Source organism: Pseudogemmobacter humi (genome assembly GCF_900609055.1).
Lineage (GTDB): Bacteria > Pseudomonadota > Alphaproteobacteria > Rhodobacterales > Rhodobacteraceae > Pseudogemmobacter > Pseudogemmobacter humi.
The window spans coordinates 53,418-71,648 of sequence record NZ_UXAW01000134.1; the positions used below are offsets into that span (position 1 = coordinate 53,418).

The following is an 18,231-nucleotide window of genomic DNA, read 5'->3' on the forward strand; positions in this document are numbered from 1 at the left end:
GAGACATGCCGCTTCGCCGCGTTCTCCAAAGCTGCCGCTCGATTGGAACTACGGCAAGAAACCGGTCATTTTGATAGACGAAAGCAATGCTTCGTGAAATGAGTGATCGACCATCGCGAGCGTGGACGTCGTGGCCCAGGACCGTCGCGTTGTACCGACCAATCTGCAACCACGCCTCCGGCCTCAGTTCCAATTCCATTTTCGGTGTCAAGTTTTAGAAGATTAAATTATCCACGGGAAGATTGCTATTGCCAAAGCCCACGTTAAATACGGTAGCGTCGAAACAGCCTCGCGAAACCGCGGGACCTTCAGCGTTTAGGGCCTTCGACTTTCAGGTGAACGTGTCAATGGCGCTGGTTCTCGACCTTTTCAGGCAAGGTAAGGAATTCGTCGCGCTGTTCGATCATCACGACGACCTTGTCGTTTTCGTTGGAGAAGGGGAGAACTCAGAGTTATCATTTTACCAGGTGAAATCGAGCAGTGAACTCACTTGGACCGCAAAGAGGCTCGCGAGGCGAAGTCCGCAAGGGGATCTGCCAAAATCCATCGTCGGCAAAGCCTACTATAACATCGCGCAGTTCGGGCCGGAAATTCGCCGAGCATCGATATTGTCCAATCGGCCGCTGAGCGCCACCTTGGCGACGGCGACCAAATCCAACCTTCACGATGGCGAGCTTTCAGTCGCCGATCTCAGCTCACCCGATCAGGACGCGCTGATGAAGTCGCTGGAGGCGGACTTCCCTGACGGCTTCGATAAGTCACATGCGGCGCTCCTGACGTTCGAGCGCGTTCCGTTCGATCTTGAAAGTTATCGCGACACGGTGCTTGGCAGGATCGTAGCGATGCTGGAAGAACTGCATCCGGATTTCGTCGGGGTCGCCAGCCCCTTCTACACGGCGCTCCTCGCCGGCGCGGGTGAGTGCACTGGGAACAAGACAAAGTCGGGGACGGTCCAAGAGTTGCGCATGAGGGTCGCCTTGGACCGCGAGGCGATTAGCCGCTTGATTGAGCGGGTTCAGAGCAGATCTAAAAATCTTGTCGAATGGTGGCCGAGCGTGAGCGACGAACTCGCTGCCAACGGAAGAAAGGCGCTGCAGATCCAGCGCATCAAGAACAAGTGCTTGGCGTATGTAAACTCCCGTCGAGCGGGGGGTAGGTCGGCAGTCAAGCTAAGCGCAGCGATCCGCGATGCTATCAGTAAGGCCGCTGTGAGCGAGATGGGCAGCGTACTCGAGGCGGTCGCAGCCCTGAGGGCCCACGGCCTCAGCGAACCCGAGTCAGAGCTCTTTGATCTCCAGTCTGCGATGATCGTCGAATTGATGGAGGCCCTGTTATGACTGACAGCGACACGACGAGACTGCGGCGCGTCCTTCGAAAACTGAGTGAGAACAGCAATGCAAGCAGTAAAATTCAAAAATCTCTTCCTGTTATCGCAAGTCGAAAAGAGAGCGTTGCACGTACCATTACATCAGCAAAAGCTGTTGATCCAAGGCGCAAACGGCTTTGGAAAGTCGGTCATAATGAAGAGCCTGTACGAAGCTCTGGGGGCGACGCCGAATAAGATCGATGCTCGTTGGAAGAATGCGAACGTATCCAGCTGCCTCGAGTTCGAGTTCCGGGACGCGACTTGGTTTTCTGTAAAAGCCCACGGTGTCTTTTCGCTCTTCGACGACTAGGGGAACAGACAGTTTTGGGGCCAGCGGCTGGTAAAGGACTGGGGGCCAAAACTCGCCGATTTCTTCGGTTTCAAACTTGAGATGGTTGACAAGGGCGGGGAAGCGTTAACGCCGCCGCCTGCATACCTTTTCGCGCCGTTCTACATTGACCAAGACGGAAGTTGGGACAAGCCTTGGGCCTCATTTCGCCAGGACTTCTACCTGCCGCAAAGTGCGAGCACGCTTGCGGACTATCACTCAGGTATACGCCCGGACGGCTACTATACTGCCAAGGCCGAGTTGACAAAGGAGAAGATCGTTCTTTTTAGCTTGGAAACTGCAGTCGAGACGCTCCGTCAGGCGATGATCCAGATCAAAGAGATCGATGGCACAACCCCGACCTACGACTTGAAGGAATTCGCAAGCGAATGCGACGATCTCGTCGCGGAAAGCGAGAGGCTTCTTGTTTTGCAGACGGAACATAGACGGACATTGTCCGATGTCCACGAGGAGGTTCACCTTGTCAGGGCAGAAGCGGACCTCGTCAAAAACGCACTTAGGGAAATGCGTGACGAATTCGAGCTTGCAACCTCATTGCCACGCCAAGTCGAGTGCCCCACCTGCGGTCACGAGTACCAGAACTCCCTCGCCGAAAGATTCGCTTTAATCGAGGACGAAGGCGTCTTGTCGGAGGCACTGATTGAGGCGCAGTCTAAGTTGGAAAGGCTGGTCGAAAAGGAACTGGCTGAGCGAGGCAAGCTCGACACGATCGTTGCAAGTTTGGGGCGTATCGAAAATATCCTTGAAACACAAAGACAGTCGTTGTCCCTTAACGACTTGCTCATCGCTGCCGGCAAAACCGAGGCGGCCAAGCTTCTACGGGCATCGCTGAACGAGAAGATAGTTGCTGCGGACGCCTCCAGAAAAACCACCGATTCTCTTCGTGCTTCGATGATCGAATTCAGCGACAAAACGCGTACTTCTGAAATCAAAAAATTCTATCGCACCCGACTGTCGATGTACTCGCAAAAGCTTGATGTTCATCTCGAAGACCCGGAAAGGCAGTCGATTGAGGCTATCAGCGTTGCACGAGGGAGCGAGGGGCCGCGGGCGCTGCTAGCTTACTATTACGCTTTCCTTCATACGAAAATCAATTTCACAACAAGCGTCAGATTCCCGGTCGTGATTGATTCTCCGAACCAGCAGGGGCAGGACGCCGTTCATTTACCCCAGATGTTGAAGTTTATTTTCGACCACGTCCCAGATGACGTGCAAACCATCGTTGCGACCGAAGACGCTTCAGGGCTTGATCTCGAAGGGGTTAGCATCGCCACCTACGGCGAAGCCAAGCGCCAAATCCTTCGTGATAAAGAATTTGATCAAGTTAAAGCAATCTTCGACCCATTCTTCCAAAAGATACTGGCAATGGAGTGACTCGATTGCCCGCCAGTTGATTGCATCCGCGAATATATCGGGGGCCTCCTATCTCTCAGCAGCCTCGGCAATCTTAATACGCCACAATTGGTAGTCAGCGATCGTTTTGTCATTTATTGATAAAGCAAGATGATTGCTGCAACGCGCTCCGAAGTCCGCTTTCACGACCTCGCCGCACTTGCCATGCCGCACAGATGACAGGCAGCTTACCGCCCTTACTTACCATTCGGGCCCCCGCTGCGATCGGGTCACGAAACGTCACTCTCCGGGACCGGCGGTTCTGCGGCATCGGTGCCTTTCCTCTTTCGCAGCTTGCGCCCTGCAAGTTTCCAGTCGAGCCGCGGCTGATCCCAGTTCCAGGTGGAGGTCAGCTGCCGGTCGAGATAATCACGGAACTCCTCTTCGCCGACCCTGAGCTGGAACGTGTAGAGCCTATTGACGATCTCGCGCATCAACTCGCGCATTTCGTCATCGCTGATCCGGGATACTTCTGACCAGGGGATCCGCCGGCCGGTCGCATCGGTGACTGTGACATCGGAATAGTCGCCGGTGTGACTGATAACGCCTGGACCGGCATGCAGGTTTTCCAGGCGGGTGTTGCGCACACAGACCAGCGCCATGGCTTTTGCCATGAGGGCGGCGATCTGGCGCTCAAGTTCGGTGGGCATATGGTCCTCCTCCCGCAAAGCGGGCGAGGATTTCCCAGCCCTGCCAATCAGATCGCGAACTCATCCAGAGATTTGCCGGCGGCCAGAGCTTGGCTGATCCAACCCGGCTTGCGACCGCGTCCGGACCATGTCAGTGCGGCATTTTCCGGATGGCGGTATTTGGCGACCGACGGGGAGCGCTTGCGGGCCGGAGCGGCATCGGCAAGTTCCTCGAAGGAATAGCCGAGTTCACGGGCGAGTTCGTCAACCTTGGCGCGGGCTGCTGCCTTGCTGCGCTCCTCAAACGAGGTAATCGCCTTGGTCACTGATCTTTCCAGTTGCTTCAACTCGGCGAGCGAAAACGTGTCGAGGTTGATTTCGGTCATCAATATCCCCTTTGACTCTGGCCATTGATAGGACAGAGCCATGGTGACGGCAATTGCCCTTTGAAACGGGGCAATCCGCAGCCCCAACTCGAGCCCACGGGATGCGATGAGCAGACGATCAGGATCCGTAGCTGCCCGACACAGAGAAGGCGCGAGGAGATTTCACCGCGGGCAGCGTCAGCGGCGTGGAAACCCGGTAGTCCGGGCTCTGACGGTCCTGTCTGGCATGCTGTTCCTTGGCTTCATGGCGGTTGAACGGTTTCCCGAACATCTCGGATCCCTGCCGGAGTTGACAGCGCGACGGATGATCGAGGGCGCGGCCAGTCACATCCGCGATGGCGATACGATCGAAGTGTCCGGCGTGCCGGTTCGCTTCGGGTCGCTGGATTGTGCCGAACGGAATACACGGGCGGGGCAGATTGCCGCCGCGCGCATGCGTGAACTGGTCACCGGTCAGGTGCTGGTCTGCGCCCTGAATGGCCGCAGCAGTCATGATCGCAGCATCGGACGCTGCACCTTGCCGGATGGTAGCGACCTTGCTGCCCGGATGATCCGGGAAGGGCTGTGTGGCCGCTACTGGTGAGCGGGCTGCCGCGTGGCCGAGAGTGAGAGCGGGGCTGGTTTTCCCGTGACGGGCCCGGGCCGGGGGAGAGGCCTCCGGCGGCCCGTCGCGGAGTGACTGTCATGAACACTGTGGAAGTTCTGGAACCCGCGCGCCCGATGCGCGGTGGCTACAAGGTGGATGTCAGACGGGGCGAGCGTAACGGGCGGGTGTCGTCCGAATGGTTCAACCGCCCCGATGACGAGCGTTATCTCTCGCTCGACGACCTTTGGGCCTCGGTGAAGGGGCGCTCGGAGCGCAGCCGGACCCGGATCGTCGAAACAGCCCGGATCCATGTCGAGGCCAGCCGCGACAATGCCGAGCGGATGCAACTGATCCTGCCGGGTGCTGATGCGCCGGTGGCGCCCACCCACTGGGCCTTCGGCCAGTTGGCCAGCCTTGTCGGGGCACCGGCCGCCTATCTGCGGCAGCTTCCCGCCCCGCTGGCAGGGATCAACCTGCAATACGGCCTGTCCTCTCACCGTGCAGAGCAGATCAAGACCTTTGAGACCGAGGAGGGGCGCACAGAACTGCGGGCGGTGACCGGGCCGGACTATGGCCGGATCCATGACCATGACCTGGTCGAGGCGGTGCAGCGCATCGCGGGCAATGGTACGGGAGATACGCGCTGGAAGGTGCCGGGAACCCTCGACTGGTCGACCGGGGTCTACAACCCGGATGTCGATATCACCCGGGACACCACCACGCTCTATGCCTCGGATCGCGACGTGTTCCTGTTTTTGGTCGATGACCACAACCCGATCGAGGCTGGCAAGTTGCCCGATGGGTCGCCCGATCTCTACTTCCGGGGATTTTACTGCTGGAATTCTGAGGTCGGGGCCAAGACGCTTGGCATCGCGAGCTTCTATCTGCGGGCCGTATGCCAGAACCGGAACTTGTGGGGCGTCGAGGATTTCCAGGAGATCACGATCCGGCATTCCAAATATGCCGCATCCCGCTTCGCACAGGAGGCTGCCCCGGCATTGACCCGCTTCGCCAATTCCTCGCCCTCGGGCTTCGTGAACGGGATCAAGGCGGCGCGCCAGCAGATCGTGGCCCGGGACGACGAGGACCGCGAGATCTTCCTGCGCAAACGCGGCTTCTCGAAGACAGACACCGCGAAGATCATCGATACGGTGCTGGTCGAAGAGGGCCACCCGCCTGAGAGCATCTTCGATTTCGTGCAAGGTATCACACGTCTGGCGCGGACGAAGACCCAGCAGGACACGCGTCTCGATCTTGAGGGCAAGGCCAAGAAGCTGCTCGACCGCGTGGGCTGAGGCCGCTCTTCGCCCACCGATGCCTTTCCTCCCCGTGCGGCAATCTGCGGCTCCACGCCCGGATTGCCGCATTTTCCCCTTCTTCCCGGTCAACCGTTCGACGGCATCCGCTTCGGCGGGGCAGGGGTTGGCCGATCACTCCCAGAGGATCCCGCAATGCAGACTTTCGACGACAAGGTGGATGCGGCCGTCCATGCCGCCCTCATGACCCTTGGCCTTTCGGTGAACACGCGCATGGATCTGGCCATCCGCCTTAATGACTTCATCACCCGGGAATTCCAGTTCGCTGTCACCGATGACGACGAGGAACGCGATGCAGACAGCTCCAGGTCGCCCACCTCGGCAGAAGGCGTCGGCGATGACTGAGCAGGAACAGACCGTCATCCTCGAGGCCCGCGAAATCCTCGCGCGCTATTTCAACCAGAATCCCGTGCTGGCGTCCTGGCAGGCGGTGCTCGACTATTGTGCCTTGACGGTGAGGGGGGAGGTCGAATGTTTTCATGTCCTCTATCTCGACCGCAAGAACCGGCTGATTTCCGATGTTCTGGTCTCGGTTGGCACTGTCGATTATGTGCCGGTCTACCCGCGTGAGGTGCTGAAACGCGCCCTGCTGATGAACGCGACAGCCCTGATCCTCGTCCATAACCATCCCAGCGGTGATCCCGAGCCCTCGGAGGCGGATCTGAAGATGACGAAAGAGATCCAGAGGGGCTGCAAGGCACTCGGCCTGATGCTGCACGACCACATCATCGTCGGGGCTGGTCGCGAGATCAGCCTGCGGGGAAGGGGAGCTATCTGAAAGGATTGCATCTGCTTGGAAAAGCAAAACCCCGGCGGTATGCATAGCAGGGACCAGCCGGGGGATACGCTGCCTATATGCGGTCGTCTGCGGCAAAAATCAAGAGAATGTTGCCGCTCATGCCCAACCTTGCAGATGCCCTGTCTTCAGACCGCTTCGGAACCTATCTGGCCTGGGCAGGAGGCGCTCCGGACTTGGCAGAGCGGCTCTACACCTACAACGTGCGGCTTTCGGCAGCACTTTATGGACCTCTGCATATGCTGGAGGTCACGATGCGCAACAGGATCAATGTGCAATTGGCGCAGGCTTTTGGACCCGCGTGGCTGAATGATCCGAAGGTTCTGGCGACGCCCTATCAGGCGAGTTGCGTCCGGCAGGCAGAACAGACGCTGCGGCAGGGCAACAAGCCAGTGACCGCCTCCAGGATTGTCGCCGAACTCAATTTCGGATTCTGGTGCTCGCTGTTCGGAAGGCAATCACACCACCTCTGGCAAGTGCTGAGGCCGATTTTTCTTGCGAAGGGCATCCAGCGTTCGCCCATTGCACATGAACTGCGCGAGACGCGGGTGCTGCGTAACCGGGTTGCACATTATGAACCGATCCTCGGCATGGCCTTGGGACAGCGCTATGCCTCGATCACCACGTTGACCGGCTGGCTGTCGCCCTCAGCGGCGGCCTGGATTGCGGGATATTCTGACTGGCCGCGCGTCTATCCGGGCGTGCCGATCCTGATCCCTGATTCGACAGCCCGCACGTTCCAGGTCGCGCCAGCGGTGATTTCTTTCCTGCCCTGACCGATCCTGTTCCCGGCGAGCCGGACAGAGGGAGAGTGCGGAGGGGATTTCCATGACGGGTTGGTAGCCGGAGAGAGGGTCTCCCCGGCGCCCGTCCTGGAGTATCTGACATGGCCACTGCCGTTCAGAAGATCACGCTGTCGTCCTCGCGCGACATCCCCTTCAACAAGCTGGTGTTGAGCCAGTCCAACGTCCGGCGCGTCAAGGCCGGGGTGTCGGTCGATGAACTGGCCGAGTCCATCGCGCGGCGGGGGCTGATCCAGTCGCTGCATGTCCGGCCGGTTCTGGGTGAGGATGGTGTCGAGACCGGCATGTTCGAGGTGCCCGCTGGCGGCCGCCGCTTCCGTGCGCTGGAGGTGCTGGTGAAACAGAAGCGCCTTGCGAAAACCGCACCGGTGCCCTGTATCGTGTCGGATGCTTCCGATGAGGTGCTGATCGACGAGGTGTCGCTCGCAGAGAACATCGAACGTGCGCCGCTGCATCCGGTCGACCAATTCCGCGCCTTCCATGCCATGCGCGAGAAGGGCATGACCGAAGAGGCGATTGCCGCCGCCTTCTTCGTCGACGCCAAGGTGGTGAAACAGCGCCTGCGCCTCGTCTCGGTCGCACCGGCGCTGCTGGAGATCTATGCCGAGGACGGCATGACTTTGGAGCAGCTGATGGCCTTCACCATCTCTTCGGACCATGAGCGCCAGGTTCAGGTCTGGGACGCGGTGAAGGACAGTTGGTCGAAGGAGCCCTACAACATCCGCCGCATGCTGACCGAGACCACGATCCGGGCCTCCGACAAGCGCGTCACCTTCGTTGGCATTGAGGCCTACGAGGCTGCGGGCGGCTATGTGCTGCGCGATCTCTTCCAGCAGGATGATGGCGGCTGGCTGCAGGATCCGGTGCTGCTCGACCGGCTGGTGAACGAGAAGCTGAAGGCCGAGGCCGAGACCATCGCTGCCGAGGGCTGGAAGTGGATCGAGGTCGCGGTCAGCTTTCCCTACAGCCACGCCTGTGGCATGCGGCAGCTGATCGGCACTACGGTCGACCTGACCGAAGATGAGCGCGCCACCCGCGAGGCGCTGCGCGACGAATACGACCGGCTCGAGGCGGAATACGCGCAGGTCGAGGAATATCCCGACGAGGTCGATGCCCGTCTGGGCGAGATCGAGAAGATCCTTGGCGCTTTCGAGATTCGACCGATGATCTATGACCCGGCGCAGATGGCGCGGGCCGGGGTCTTCGTCAGCCTTGATGTCGATGGCACGCTGTTGATCGAGCGCGGCTACGTCCGGGCCGAGGACGAAGCGCCGCTGGAGCCGGAACCCGAGATTGTCGATCCCGAGACTGGCGAGGTGCTGCAACGGGCGGAACCTGAGGTCAGCCATCAACGCGCGGTGATCACCCTTGGCGGTGAGTCCAGCACGCCGCCGGAGGAGGAGGAAGACGAGGCGGACGCGATCAAGCCGTTGCCCGAGCGGCTGGTGATCGAGTTGACGGCGCACCGCACGTTGGCACTGAGGGACGCAGTGGCGAACAATCCCCGCATCGCGATGACGGCACTGTTGCACCGCCTCGTCCTCGACTGCTTTGGCATCCGCAGCGCAGGTCACGCCCTGCAGGCCCGGGTGCAGGATGTGCATCTGTTGGTGCAGGCCCCGGATCTCGTTGACTCGCTGCCGGCGCAGGCTATCGACGAACGGCACGCGGCCTGGAGAGCGGACATCCCACTCGATGAGCAGGATAACCAGCTCTGGGGCTGGCTGCACGCTCTGGACGAGGCCAGCCGACAGGCGCTTCTGGCCCATTGCCTGAGCTTCGGGGTCAACGCGCTCTATGAGCGACCCAACCCCTATAGCGGCAATGGCATCAGCAAGCATGGGCTCGACCGCCGCCTGCAGGAGGCCAATCGACTGGCGCGCATGACCGGTCTCGATCTTGTCGAGGCAGGCTGGAAGCCGACGGTCGCCAATTACCTCGGCCGGGTGACCAAGGCCCGCATCCTTGAGGCTGTGCGCGAAGGGGTTGGCGAGCAGGCGGTGGAGTTGATCGGCCATCTGAAGAAGGGCGAGATGGCGACCGAGGCCGAACGGCTGCTCTCCGGCAGCGGTTGGCTGCCGGAACCGCTGCGGATGGAGGGCGCTGAGGCCACCGACGATGTGGGGGCGGGCGACGGCTCGGAAATCGATGCGCTGCCTGACTTCCTCTCGGGCGATGGCGAGGACGACGATGAACTCGAGGAAGAAGAGCAGGAACCGCCGCACAGCATCGCTGCGGAATGATCTTCAGCTGCGGGGCGGCCTCGGTTGCCCCGTTTCCAGATCAGCCAATCCGTCAATCTGCCCGGTCCTAGTGACCGGGCGTCTCTTTTGGAGCTTTCGCCTATGCCCGGAACGATCACCATCGACGAGATCTTCGCCGAAGACCACAGCAATCCACCGGCAGAGCGTTGTCAGCCATGGATCGAGAGCCGCGATGGCATCACGGTCGTGGTGGAACCCAAGCCCTATTGGGCCGTGGATCTGCGGGTCTTCCGCCTCGATCGCCGGGAATACTGCCTCTATGCCGACTGGCTGGTCGATGGCGGGCGGTCCAGATTCTATGGCCATATTGACACCAGCGGCGATGATGTGATGCGGAACGCCCGCGCGATGATTGCCCGCGAAATCGAGGACAGGCTGTGGGCAGGCACGAAGTGACAATTGGAAGCGTCTGGCGAGATCGCCGAACCAGAGGTGGGTTAGAGCCTCGGCGGTGCTGCCGGATCGCGTTGGAGATCCTTGTGATCCTCGATGGCCATATGAAGGGATCTTGCGATCCGTTCCGCTCGCTCGATTACATGGGCCGCACCTTCCGGGGGGCAGATCTCTGCGGCAGCCTCGCGGAATAGTGCAAGCCAGCGTTCGAAATGCCGCCACTCCACCGGCAGAGCGACGTGGGCCGGCATCGGCGCCCCCTTGTAGGTGCCGGTCATCAGAGCAACTGAATGCCAGAACGCGACCATCTTTTCGAGGTGAGGCCCCCAGTCTGCAATGCGCTCGGCGAATACCGGACCGAGCAGCGTGTCATTCCGCACCCGTTCGTAGAAACCGTGTACAAGATCGTGCAGCATCTGCCCGTCCAGACCGGTTTCCGCCATCAGGGATGCGGTCATCTCCGGGCGCAGGGTTAGTGGGAGGGCAGGATTGGTCTGGGCGGTGATCATGTCTGGCTCCGGCTGCGGCGCGCTGTCGCTCCGCCTTTGCAGCGCAGGGTAATCCTGCTAATTGGTATTTGAAATACTGATTGAATGCGACCATGCGCCTCACTGCCTTTACCGATTATGGGCTGCGCGCCCTGATGCGGATCGCCTCTGATCCGGGGCGCGGATTTTCGACGGCCGAGCTGGCGGATGAATTCGGCTTGTCGCGGCACCATCTGGCCAAGATCGTCCAGCGTCTGGTCCAGGGCGGGATCCTGAGCACACGACGAGGCGGCGGGGGTGGTGCCACGCTGGCACAGCCCGCCGACCAGATCCGGCTGGGAATGGTCGTGCGTCTTCTGGAAGCTGGGGGCACCGGGTTGGTCGATTGCCTCACTGAGGGTGGGCCTGTCTGCACGGTGGACGGGCGCTGCGGTCTGAAGTCCCGCCTGCGCCGCGCCGAAACCGCCTTCCTGGCCGAACTTGACCGTTCCACCCTTGCCGAAATCGCCTTGCGCCCGATGGAGGAGGTAATGCCATGCCCGACTGGCCCGAGGGACTGATCCCCTACAAGCGTACGCCCGAATTCACAGAGGCCACGATTCCGGCAGGCCTGCTGCGGGCGCATGCCACCAAGCCAGGCACCTGGGCATGTCTGCATGTGCTCGAAGGACGGCTGCGGTTCCGGGATCTCGCACGGGACAGCGTCCTTGACCTCGATTCCGGCGTTCATCCGTTGATCCGCCCCGATGAATTGCACGAAGTCGAAGCGGTCGGCCCGGTGCGCTTCTTCGTCGAGTTCTGTCACGCGGCAGATGCGGACAGCGGCCGCTGACTTCGAACTGTTGATCATCCCATGGGCCTGCTTCGGCTCTTCGGAATCTGCATGGCACTTTATTCGAGAGCGGGCTCAGGTTCGGAAGCATAGTCGCCAATCTCAGGTAATGGCGCAGCGGATCCCCGAGCAGTTCCGGACGGGTATCGGACGAGAGCAGGGCTATGAAGATCATGCCCCAGAAACCGAGGCAGGTGATGTCGTATAGGTCCTCGCCATAGCGCCGGTCGTGGTGATAGCCCAGATGCCGCAGGGTTTGCAGGATGCGTCCGGCATCGCCAGCGAAGGGCAGGAACTTCGCCGCCCTGTCGCGTTGCGCGGGTTGGCTGGTATAGGCACCGATCTGCGCCAGCAGCTTCAGCCGTGCCTTGAGGTCCCGAGTCGAGGCCAGGGTGCCATCCGCCAAGCTGCCGCTGTCGTCAAAGCCGAACAGAAACAGCATCTCGTGACGCCGCGCCATCTGGATCACGTCGCCGATGTCCAGATGCGGGATCAGGCGGCGATAGGCGTCCAGCAATACGGGGATGTGTTTCTGGGCAACGGCGGGCGCGCCGCCGGTGACGCGCATCAGATGAAAGAGGAAATCCTCATACTCTGCCGGACCGAGCAGAGCCGCCGCCCTGGAGGACAGCGGCCGCAGCCGATGGTGGTTGCAGGGCCAAAATTTGCCCTGCCGCTTTTGCGCAAAACTCTCGGTCTCGTCGGCGATGAACTGGCGCAAAAGATCGCTGTCGGGGGTGGTCACGATGGTTTCCTTCAGTTCGTCCGGACTCGAGGTGCGCGGTAGGCTCTATCGCCAATCCGCTGCCTTATGCCCGCTTTGCCTTTAGCGCGGCTGGATCGGATCGCCGCCCTATTCCTTCAGAAAATTCAGCCCATCGATGATCAGGAGTTTGTCGGAACCGATATCGGGGGCGAAGATGCTCAGCATCTCGATGCTGCCGTCATCGCCTTCAAGCGTCAGGGTATTGTCCTCGAGCCTGTAACGACCGCGTTCAGCGGGCCGGTCGCCCGAGACGGTCACGCCGCCGGTCCCGGATGACGTGGTTGCGCCGAACCAGCCTTCGCGGCTGAATGTGCCGTCGGGCTGTAGGGTCAGGCTCCGCTGGCTCGCCATACTTGTCGAGGATCCGATCCCATTGCCGCTGGCGGCCCAAAGATGGGCCCATGTGCCGTTCAGGGTCGTTCCGGCAGGAAAGGGCGGCACGCGGAAATGGGTCTCTCCGTCGATCAGCAGATCATCTCCGTCCGGGGCGAAAGGCAGAACTTCTTCCTCGAGCAGACCATAGGCATTGGCGACGCTGCGCAGGGTGATGCGATTGCCCGCCACGGAATAGAACCCGCAGGGCAGCGGGTCATCGACACAGTATTCCGACACCGTGCGCCCGCCGGTGGGCAGTTCCGTGCTGAACCGGCCGCGGCGGTCAAAGACGAGGATCTCGCTTTCCGACACGAAATCCATGCCGCCCAACACATTGATTTGAAGACCGGAACTGAGATGGGTATAGACGCCCTCCAGCCCGCCATCGCCGGGCGCCGGGATCAGAGCAAAACCCTCCTCGCCGGGGTTCAGCCGAAGCGACCGCACCAGCCCCGAGAAATCTGCCTCGGCCGCCTCGCGGTTGCCGCCGCGCAGGCCGCCCGTCACCAGCATCAGAAACATCTGCCGCCGGTCATCATGGATACCGACCAGCGTTTGCGCAAAGCTGACCCCATCGCGGCGCGTGCAACAGCGTGCATCTATGCGGATGCTGTGGCCAGAGGTTGTGACGCCTTGCTCGGCGGTATCGGGGTCTTCGGTCGCAAGATCGGGCAGGCCGCTGCGGACCACGGTGAGGAAGTTCGTGTCGAAAGCTGCCCCGGCCTCGTTGAACGGGCCAAGGATGACAATGGTCGCCATGCCCGAACCGCGTTCATCCGCGGCCTCGGGAAAGCTGCGGGTCAATCGCCGGGTTGCGCCATCGGCCGAAAGATCCCAACCCGCAGGCAAAGTCAGGCTGGCACCGTCAATCCGGATCTCCTCGGCAATGGCGGGGCTGCCGAGAAGACAGAGCCAAAGACACAGGTGCCGAATGGCTCGAACGATCATTTCGAAACCCGCTCCAGCGTCAGCAGCGACTGGTCAAACCACCAGAGTTCCATGACGCCCGGCGCAGGTGACAGATAGACCGCCCCCGGTCCCCAGGCCTGTCCATCGCCGCACAGCACGGCCATTGCGCCGGGCTCGATATGGATCGGGTCGGGCGACTCGGTCGCGGGCAGGATGATCGGCCCGGGGCAATCCTCAAGCGCGGTACTTTCTGGCACTGATCCGTTCGGGCGCCAGGCCATGGCCTCGTCGGCGATGGACAGTACCACCCCCATATAGCTGGGATCGTTTTCGATGATCGCGGTGATCCTTTGCGAAGGGTCCTGCAGTCGGACGGCGGTGACCTCCCATTCGCCAAGTGGCAGGTTGCCTTCGGCAAGTGCCGTTGCGGTCGATGCGATCAATGCGCAGGCGGTCAGGGGCAGAAGATGTTTCATGTTTCTCCTCTCAGCGCATCAGCACGCTGTCTTGCGTGGCTTTGTCATAGGAAAGGCCAAAGGCTTGGAGCGCACCCGATTGCAGCCGGGTACCGTCATGGGTTGTCGTAGCGTCAAACAGCCATTGATAAAGGCGGCCCTGGTCATGCGGCGGCTCGGTTTGCAGCGCAGTGGCGAGGGTCAGAAACCCGGCCCCGCGTTCGGGTGCCTGCCCAATCGCCGCGCCGATTTCGCCGATGAATGTCCCCGCCGCATCGGCCAGCGAATACCACAACCCGCCATCCCGACTCTCCGATACCGCAAGGGCGGTCAGGGGCGAAGCCTGTGGGTCGCCTCCGCTCAGCACGAGGTATGCCTGTCTGCCGAGAGTGTCGGTTCTGTCTGCCGCAACCATAGCAATTGTATAGGCCTTCTGCGCTGCGCCGCCGCTCTGGTCCAGCGCGTCGATCATCTGAGCGGGATCGCGGTCGATCGCAGCCTGCAACGCGTCGAGCAGCCTGTCGCGCTCGGCCGGGCGCTGTCCCTCGAGATGCGTAGCCAGTTGCGAGAAGACCTGCGGTGTGATTGCAGCGGTGTCGGGGATAGCCAGCATAGAGGGCGCAGGGCTGCGCGAGAAGAGTGCCAGCGCTAGAGCAAGCACAAGGGCCCCTGAGCCGATGACGAGGCGGCGATATGGCAGCATGATCAGATCCCTTCCGTGCTTGACCTGCATGCGGTCTGCAAGGCACAGAGGTAAGACATTCCACGCTCAGAAGGCATCCTCACGCAGGCCCTCAGGCCCATTGTGGCGATACTCCGCCGCATCGCGGGTCGAGGCGAGTGGCGCCGCAACGAGATGCCAGGGTCGGGCTATCGTTGGGGCTCTGACAGCAATGCCAGCAATGCAGGATTGATATAGAGGTTCTCGCGCCCGATCTTGACCTCTTCCAGCAGTCCTTCTGACACCATCGCCTTGAGATAGACGGCGGCGGTCTGCCTTTTGGCGACACCGGAATCGACCAGATCGCTGATCCGGCAATAGGGGTTCACGAAGATCTGCTCGACCAGTTCCCGTGAATAGATCTTCGGCTGGCTCTGGCGAAGCTGTGCCGCCGTCTGTTCCAGAAGGTCACGGATCGCCCTGATCCTGCCGGTTGTCCAGTCCGCCGTCGTGCGGACCGCTTCCAGCATGAACAGCAGCCATTGTTCCCAGGCACCCTGTGTGGTGACCTCAAGGAGATATCGATAATAGCTGGCCTTGTTCTGGATGATGTGACGGCTGAGGTACAGCACCGGGATATCCAGCAGCCCCTTGTCGACCAGATAGAGCAGGTTCAGTACGCGCCCGGTCCGACCGTTGCCGTCGATGAAGGGATGGATCGCCTCGAACTGATAATGCATCACGGCCAGCCGGATCAGCGGATCGATCTCTTCGGCCTCGTGGATGTAGCGTTCCCAGTTGCCGAGCTTGGCGCGCAGCAGGTCTTCGCCCTCCGGCGGGGTGTAGATAACGGCGCCGGTGGTGTCGTTCATCAGGGCGGTGCCGGGTGTGTTGCGGATGTCGAGCGCAACTCCCTTGATCGTGCGGCAGACCTCGACCGCGATGGCCGTCGAGAGCGGGCGCTGCTCGAGCATGCCGAACCCCCGGTGCAAGGCCGTGCGATAGCGCAACGCCTCTTTGGTCGCAGGGTCGGCCTGGCCGCCGACGTCATTGGCAAAGCGGAACAGGCGGTCGGTGGTCGTGACGATGTTCTCGATTTCTGAGCTCGCCTGCGCTTCAAGCAGCGGGATCGAGTTGATGAGCACGGCCTGATTGGGGATGATCTGGCCGGACACCCGCAGTTCCGCCAATGCCGCGCGCGCCTCGATACAGGCTTTCAGAACCGCTTTGGTCTCGATGTCCTGCTTTGGTGGAAGCGCGGGGAGGTCATTGAAGGGATGGTCGGGACGGAAGGTCATGTCGATCACCTGAGTTCTGATCGACATACAAAGCTGATGTGTCGATGCTATCGACAGGTATGGATATCGTGTCGATTTATTTCATTTCTATCGACGCATCGTGAATTTTGCAAGTCGCGAGATTGTGCCCGGATACCCGCTCGCTGCCGTATCGACGCATGGTGCTGTCGGAGCAAGCGCCCCTCAGTTTACCCGCAGGTTCCGTCGGGCAGTCTCACGCGCGAGGATCTCACGGGCCGGATGGCTCGCGATTGGCACCGAAAGGTCCTTCGAGATCTCTCCCGCTGCGATCAGCGCATGATAGCGGTTGCAGCAAACCCGCAGGAAAGAGGTGAAATTGCCGAGGTCATGATCGGCATCCATCGCTTCATGCCAGAGCCGGGTGATGAGTTGCGCGACAGTCATCCCGTCGCGCGCCCCGATTTCGGTCAGGGTGTCCCAGAAATGGTTCTCGATCCGGATCGAGGTGGCTACCCCGTCGATGCGCAGCGAATGGGTGCGGCTTTGCCATTGCTCGGCATCGGCCTTGATGAAGAGTTCGCACATCGCATGGCCTCCCTTCCCGCCCAGGTCAGAGGATCGCCATGAACTGTTTCAGCCAGGCGGGATGCGCGGGCCAGGCGGGCGCTGTCACCAGATTGCCATCGGTGATGGCCTCTGTCACCGGGATATCCGCGAAAGTGCCGCCCGAGGCGGTAACTTCATAGGCGCAGGCCGGATAGGCCGAACAGGTGCGGCCCTTGAGAACCCCGGCAGCGGCCAGAAGCTGCGCGCCGTGGCAGATCGCGGCGACGGGTTTGTTCGCTTCGAAGAAATGCCGTACCTTGGCCAGAACCTCCTGGTTCAGCCGCAGATATTCTGGCGCACGGCCACCGGGCACCACCAGCGCATCATAGCTTGCGGCATCCACACCGTCGAAATCGGCGTTCAGCGCGAAATTGTGCCCGGGCTTTTCGGAATAGGTCTGGTCGCCCTCGAAATCATGGATCGCGGTCTTGACCGTATCGCCCGCCTTCTTGCCGGGGCAGACCGCATCGACACTGTGGCCGCAGGCCAGCAGCGTCTGGAACGGGACCATGGTCTCATAGTCCTCGGTAAAATCGCCGGTGATCATCAGGATCTTCGCCATCTCGCATCCTCCCTTTGCTGACGGTGCTGGGAGGATAGGGCAGGGGGCGGTGCCGCGGGTGTTAGCGGAATACTACAGCCGCCCCGCCACAGATGCGGCGGGGCGCTGCAGGGATGTCAGCCCTTCTGCGGCACAAACGGTGCCCGATATTGCGACTGGCGCTCCAACATCCAGCCGGGATATTCGGGCGGCAGTTTCGTCACCGCGTCGAGGGCGGCCAGATCCTCGGCGGACAGTGAGACCTCGGTCGAACGGATATTGTCCTGCAACTGCTCGATCCGTTTGGCGCCGACGATCACGCTGGTCACCACAGGCTGGTGCAGCAGCCAGGCGAGGGCCACCTGCGCCACGCAGACGCCCTTGGCAGAGGCGAACTCACGCATCAGCGAAATCGCCGCATCGCCCCGCTCCAGATCGACGGGCGGGAAGTTGAAGCTCGCCCTCCGGCCGTCATTCGCCATCGTTCCACCGCTGTATTTGCCCGACAGGAAGCCGCCGGCCAGCGGGCTCCAGACCATCAGCCCGAGGCCTTCGGCGCGCAGCATCGGCACAATCTCGCGCTCCAGGTTGCGGCCGACCAGCGTGTAATAGGCCTGAAGGGACAGGATCGGGGCGAGCTTGCGCGCCTCGGCGATGCCGATGGCGTTGACGATCTGCCAGGCCGCCCAGTTCGACAGGCCTATGTAGCGGACATGGCCCTGCCGGACGAGCGTGTCGAGCGCCTCGAGTGTCTCGGCAATCGGCGTCACCGGGTCGAAGCCGTGGATCTGGTAGAGATCGATATGGTCCATCTGCAGGCGCGACAGGCTGGCCTTGGCCTGCGCCATGATATGCGCGCGCGAGGCGCCCCGGGCATTCGGGCCCTCGCCCATCGGGCCGAGCACCTTGGTCGCGATCACCACGTCGTCGCGGGCGATGCCGAGATTGCGGAGCGCCTGGCCTAGCATTACAGTTGCATTTTTAGTCGCATATGCGCGATCCTTGCCGCAGCTTGATGGGTTTTTCTCCAGATTGACCAGGCGATGATTTGAGTTGCCT

At 61.3% G+C, this 18,231-nt stretch carries 23 protein-coding genes; 13 read left to right on the forward strand and 10 right to left on the reverse strand.

Going from position 1 to position 18,231, the window contains the following annotated elements:
• Window positions 1–248 precede the first annotated feature (248 nt).
• The 3 genes from XINFAN_RS20535 to XINFAN_RS20545 all read left to right on the forward strand — a co-directional run bounded on the left by XINFAN_RS20535 (window position 249) and on the right by XINFAN_RS20545 (window position 3,089).
• Complete coding sequence (locus XINFAN_RS20535; protein ID WP_160144685.1) at window positions 249–1,337, forward strand: dsDNA nuclease domain-containing protein; 1,089 nt, start codon at window positions 249–251, stop codon at window positions 1,335–1,337.
• Between the two features lie 57 nt (window positions 1,338–1,394).
• Entirely contained in the window at window positions 1,395–1,676 is a 282-nt protein-coding gene (locus XINFAN_RS20540; protein ID WP_124088718.1) for a hypothetical protein, read from the forward strand.
• Between the two features lie 81 nt (window positions 1,677–1,757).
• Window positions 1,758–3,089, forward strand: a complete 1,332-nt coding sequence (locus tag XINFAN_RS20545) for a hypothetical protein (protein WP_124088719.1) — start codon at window positions 1,758–1,760, stop codon at window positions 3,087–3,089.
• Window positions 3,090–3,337: 248 nt separating this feature from the next.
• On the opposite strand, the gene XINFAN_RS20550 is transcribed toward XINFAN_RS20545, so the two are convergent.
• On the reverse strand, window positions 3,338–3,757 hold the full coding sequence (locus XINFAN_RS20550) for a hypothetical protein (RefSeq protein ID WP_124088720.1): 420 nt from the start codon (window positions 3,755–3,757) through the stop codon (window positions 3,338–3,340).
• Between the two features lie 47 nt (window positions 3,758–3,804).
• Window positions 3,805–4,122 (reverse strand): H-NS histone family protein, encoded by a 318-nt coding sequence (locus XINFAN_RS20555; RefSeq protein ID WP_124088721.1) that lies wholly within the window; start codon window positions 4,120–4,122, stop codon window positions 3,805–3,807.
• A 226-nt stretch (window positions 4,123–4,348) separates the two neighbouring features.
• Between XINFAN_RS20555 and XINFAN_RS20560 the strand changes: the two genes are divergently transcribed.
• The 7 genes from XINFAN_RS20560 to XINFAN_RS20590 all read left to right on the forward strand — a co-directional run bounded on the left by XINFAN_RS20560 (window position 4,349) and on the right by XINFAN_RS20590 (window position 10,283).
• Window positions 4,349–4,705: a thermonuclease family protein gene (locus tag XINFAN_RS20560; RefSeq protein WP_124088722.1), complete on the forward strand. Its 357-nt coding sequence runs from the start codon at window positions 4,349–4,351 to the stop codon at window positions 4,703–4,705.
• A gap of 101 nt (window positions 4,706–4,806) precedes the next feature.
• On the forward strand, window positions 4,807–6,003 hold the full coding sequence (locus XINFAN_RS20565; RefSeq protein ID WP_124088723.1) for a DUF932 domain-containing protein: 1,197 nt from the start codon (window positions 4,807–4,809) through the stop codon (window positions 6,001–6,003).
• 156 nt (window positions 6,004–6,159) lie between these two features.
• Window positions 6,160–6,369 (forward strand): hypothetical protein, encoded by a 210-nt coding sequence (locus XINFAN_RS20570; RefSeq protein ID WP_124088724.1) that lies wholly within the window; start codon window positions 6,160–6,162, stop codon window positions 6,367–6,369.
• Window positions 6,362–6,802 carry a JAB domain-containing protein gene (locus tag XINFAN_RS20575; protein ID WP_124088725.1) on the forward strand — a complete coding sequence of 147 codons (441 nt, stop codon included), beginning with the start codon at window positions 6,362–6,364 and terminating at the stop codon, window positions 6,800–6,802. Before XINFAN_RS20570 ends, XINFAN_RS20575 begins: the two co-directional genes overlap by 8 nt.
• Window positions 6,803–6,921: 119 nt before the next feature.
• Entirely contained in the window at window positions 6,922–7,596 is a 675-nt protein-coding gene (locus XINFAN_RS20580; protein ID WP_124088726.1) for a hypothetical protein, read from the forward strand.
• A 110-nt stretch (window positions 7,597–7,706) separates the two neighbouring features.
• On the forward strand, window positions 7,707–9,866 hold the full coding sequence (locus tag XINFAN_RS20585; protein WP_124088727.1) for a ParB N-terminal domain-containing protein: 2,160 nt from the start codon (window positions 7,707–7,709) through the stop codon (window positions 9,864–9,866).
• A 102-nt stretch (window positions 9,867–9,968) separates the two neighbouring features.
• Window positions 9,969–10,283 carry a hypothetical protein gene (locus XINFAN_RS20590; protein ID WP_088239078.1) on the forward strand — a complete coding sequence of 105 codons (315 nt, stop codon included), beginning with the start codon at window positions 9,969–9,971 and terminating at the stop codon, window positions 10,281–10,283.
• A gap of 41 nt (window positions 10,284–10,324) precedes the next feature.
• Here the strand turns inward: XINFAN_RS20590 and XINFAN_RS20595 are convergent, their stop codons facing one another.
• The gene (locus XINFAN_RS20595) at window positions 10,325–10,789 is read right to left on the reverse strand and encodes a group III truncated hemoglobin (RefSeq protein WP_233141327.1); all 465 of its coding nucleotides are present in this window, start codon (window positions 10,787–10,789) and stop codon (window positions 10,325–10,327) included.
• A 92-nt stretch (window positions 10,790–10,881) separates the two neighbouring features.
• Here XINFAN_RS20595 and XINFAN_RS20600 point away from each other — a divergent pair, with 92 nt between their 5' ends.
• The 3 genes from XINFAN_RS20600 (at window position 10,882) to XINFAN_RS22550 (ending at window position 12,387) form a co-directional block, all read left to right on the forward strand.
• Window positions 10,882–11,328 (forward strand): Rrf2 family transcriptional regulator, encoded by a 447-nt coding sequence (locus tag XINFAN_RS20600; RefSeq protein ID WP_124088728.1) that lies wholly within the window; start codon window positions 10,882–10,884, stop codon window positions 11,326–11,328.
• Complete coding sequence (locus XINFAN_RS22545) at window positions 11,304–11,600, forward strand: TehB family protein (protein ID WP_088239077.1); 297 nt, start codon at window positions 11,304–11,306, stop codon at window positions 11,598–11,600. The genes XINFAN_RS20600 and XINFAN_RS22545 overlap by 25 nt, the downstream gene beginning before the upstream one ends.
• Before the next feature lie 244 nt (window positions 11,601–11,844).
• Complete coding sequence (locus XINFAN_RS22550; RefSeq protein WP_124088729.1) at window positions 11,845–12,387, forward strand: hypothetical protein; 543 nt, start codon at window positions 11,845–11,847, stop codon at window positions 12,385–12,387.
• A 66-nt stretch (window positions 12,388–12,453) separates the two neighbouring features.
• On the opposite strand, the gene XINFAN_RS20615 is transcribed toward XINFAN_RS22550, so the two are convergent.
• The 7 genes from XINFAN_RS20615 to XINFAN_RS20645 all read right to left on the reverse strand — a co-directional run bounded on the left by XINFAN_RS20615 (window position 12,454) and on the right by XINFAN_RS20645 (window position 18,140).
• On the reverse strand, window positions 12,454–13,500 hold the full coding sequence (locus XINFAN_RS20615) for a hypothetical protein (protein WP_124088730.1): 1,047 nt from the start codon (window positions 13,498–13,500) through the stop codon (window positions 12,454–12,456).
• A 185-nt stretch (window positions 13,501–13,685) separates the two neighbouring features.
• Window positions 13,686–14,126 carry a hypothetical protein gene (locus tag XINFAN_RS20620; protein WP_124088731.1) on the reverse strand — a complete coding sequence of 147 codons (441 nt, stop codon included), beginning with the start codon at window positions 14,124–14,126 and terminating at the stop codon, window positions 13,686–13,688.
• 10 nt (window positions 14,127–14,136) lie between these two features.
• Window positions 14,137–14,808: a hypothetical protein gene (locus XINFAN_RS20625; protein ID WP_143413023.1), complete on the reverse strand. Its 672-nt coding sequence runs from the start codon at window positions 14,806–14,808 to the stop codon at window positions 14,137–14,139.
• Between the two features lie 167 nt (window positions 14,809–14,975).
• The gene (gene fic, locus XINFAN_RS20630) at window positions 14,976–16,091 is read right to left on the reverse strand and encodes a protein adenylyltransferase Fic (protein WP_198947701.1); all 1,116 of its coding nucleotides are present in this window, start codon (window positions 16,089–16,091) and stop codon (window positions 14,976–14,978) included.
• A gap of 156 nt (window positions 16,092–16,247) precedes the next feature.
• Window positions 16,248–16,610, reverse strand: coding sequence for a ribbon-helix-helix domain-containing protein (locus XINFAN_RS20635; RefSeq protein ID WP_088239072.1), 363 nt, complete (start codon window positions 16,608–16,610; stop codon window positions 16,248–16,250).
• A gap of 25 nt (window positions 16,611–16,635) precedes the next feature.
• Window positions 16,636–17,193 carry a DJ-1/PfpI family protein gene (locus XINFAN_RS20640; RefSeq protein ID WP_124088732.1) on the reverse strand — a complete coding sequence of 186 codons (558 nt, stop codon included), beginning with the start codon at window positions 17,191–17,193 and terminating at the stop codon, window positions 16,636–16,638.
• A gap of 116 nt (window positions 17,194–17,309) precedes the next feature.
• The gene (locus XINFAN_RS20645) at window positions 17,310–18,140 is read right to left on the reverse strand and encodes an aldo/keto reductase (protein ID WP_233352448.1); all 831 of its coding nucleotides are present in this window, start codon (window positions 18,138–18,140) and stop codon (window positions 17,310–17,312) included.
• Between the last annotated feature and the right edge of the window lie 91 nt (window positions 18,141–18,231).